Raw genomic sequence first — 1,867 nt, 5'->3', positions numbered from 1 at the left:
CAAGTTCTAAATGCTCGCATCAAACGCATTGCCGGAGAAGAAAACACTTTTCAGGTCACCTGTCCCTGGCGAATTCGAGTCGGTGGGGCCAAGGGTCCAGAGAGCATGTTGCTCCCCGCTTTCGATCCCTTAGGGATCCCTTACATTCCCAGCTCCACCCTGTGCGGCGTGGCCCGCTCCCAGGCCATTCGAGAGCTGATGCAGGAGCGCAATTTATCTTGGGAGCAAGCAGACAAAGCCGTAGCTCCTTGGTTTGGGCACCTACAAGCTGACGAAAAAGACAGGGCCGGCAAGGTTATCTTTTTGGATGCCTACCCGGTACCCACTCGGCCCCAACGGCGAGAGGATCCCGATAATTCTAAAACGGGGGGTCTAGCTGTAGATATTGCCAATAGTATCTGGAAATGGAATGGAAAAAATCTTGACTACTCGCCTAACCCTAACTTGTTCTTTTCTCTCAAGCAAGCCACTTTTTTAATTGGCCTGCGCAAAGGCCCCGGCTGCACCGATGAGATGCTGGATCAAGTCAAAGAGTGGCTGATCCAAGGGCTGGAGCAAGGGGTGGGATCCCAGGTGAATACCGGCTACGGTCGGCTGATCCCCTTAGGGAAATCACTGGACAAGAGCCAAGGAGAATTCTTGCGCCTGCCCTTTGAGCTAAAAGGCCAACTCATTCACGGGCGGCAGGTAGTCAACTGGAGGCCCGATAAGAATCGCTACGACAACCGATCCATCGCCGAAGTGCGGCCCGTAGCCTTTAAGAATATGCTGCGCTATTGGTTCCGCACCTTTGCCCTGGGAGTTTTGCCGGTCGATCAGGTGCAGGAGTGGGAAGGGCAACTTTTTGGCGCCATTACCCCTAAGCAAAAACACGGCTGGATCCATGTAGATCTCCTAAATGGCAAAGTCTCTCAGCCGGAGCCAGAGCCCAATCGGGAAGGAAGAAATAGACCCGCAGGCCGACAAGAAGGGATCCTCATCTTAAGTCTTTCTGGCGAGTGTCAAAACTATGCTTCCCAGGAAGATCAAGAGGCGGTGGAAAAGCTCTTTACTAACCTCACCTGGATGATGTTCCATCTGGGAGGTGTGGGTCAAGGAGCTAGAAGACCCTGCTACTCCCGCCAGAACCGGGAGCGGGCTCCCTGGTGGCGCGGCTCTACCCTAATTCCCAGGTCGGAGGATGCCTTTTGGAAGCTGGCGGAGTCGGTGGCCGGGTTTCAGAAGCTTTTCCAAAAGCGCCTGGGCAACTTCTTTGACGCTCTCAAGACTCTAACCAAGCAGGCCATTAACCCCGATAGCCCAAGAAGTGCTGGCCAGGTTCAGAGGGATAAATGGCCGCAAGCGGTGGATGCCAACTGCAGGATCGTAGTCTGCAGCGGCGAGGAAGATTTCAACAAACCCTATGCCCTGGCAACTTTGCATCGCTTAGGCCGACAAGATGAAGGCCGGTACGACAAATTCTTGTGCGGGGGTGTACAGGGAGGTGCTCTGCCCTCTCCGGTTTGGATTGCCGATTTGGGTGATTACCAAGTGGTTACCGTTTTTGGGGCAACGGTGAATCCTAGGAAAAGTTATCTTGAACAGCTCAGGAAAAATGCTGATGATTTTGGAATAATCTGGCCCTTGAAGTAGAGATCTTGGAGAATCTCTGGAGGAATAAAATGTCCAAAAAGAGGATCAATGCCAAAGTTCTTAGAAACCTTGTTACAGCTGTGGTCAACGGCTCGATCACGCTGGCCATCCTGCTAATTGCTCCCTTGGGATTGGCAGCCGTGATTACCAATACCGTTCTTGTCATGATTGCCAGCTTCTTTTCGGGCAGTCTGGCCGAGATCGTGATGGATTTCTTGTCAAGTCCTGAAATTGA

The 1,867-nt window shown here is 52.6% G+C and carries 2 protein-coding genes; both read left to right on the top strand.

The window, feature by feature from the left end; all coding sequences use genetic code 11:
- Nucleotides 1–1,632 (top strand): RAMP superfamily CRISPR-associated protein (locus tag NW834_RS13620; protein ID WP_414426355.1); only part of this gene is annotated, 1,632 nt, incomplete at its 5' end.
- Nucleotides 1,633–1,661: 29 nt separating this feature from the next.
- The coding region (gene csx18 / locus NW834_RS13615) for a CRISPR-associated protein Csx18 (protein ID WP_414426354.1) at nt 1,662–1,867 on the top strand (206 nt) is incomplete at its 3' end.

Source organism: Synechococcus sp. R60.1 (assembly GCF_047461835.1).
Classification (GTDB): Bacteria; Cyanobacteriota; Cyanobacteriia; order Thermostichales; family Thermostichaceae; genus Thermostichus.
Note: the sequence above shows the minus strand (reverse complement) of the source record. Positions and strands in the feature narration are given on the sequence as shown.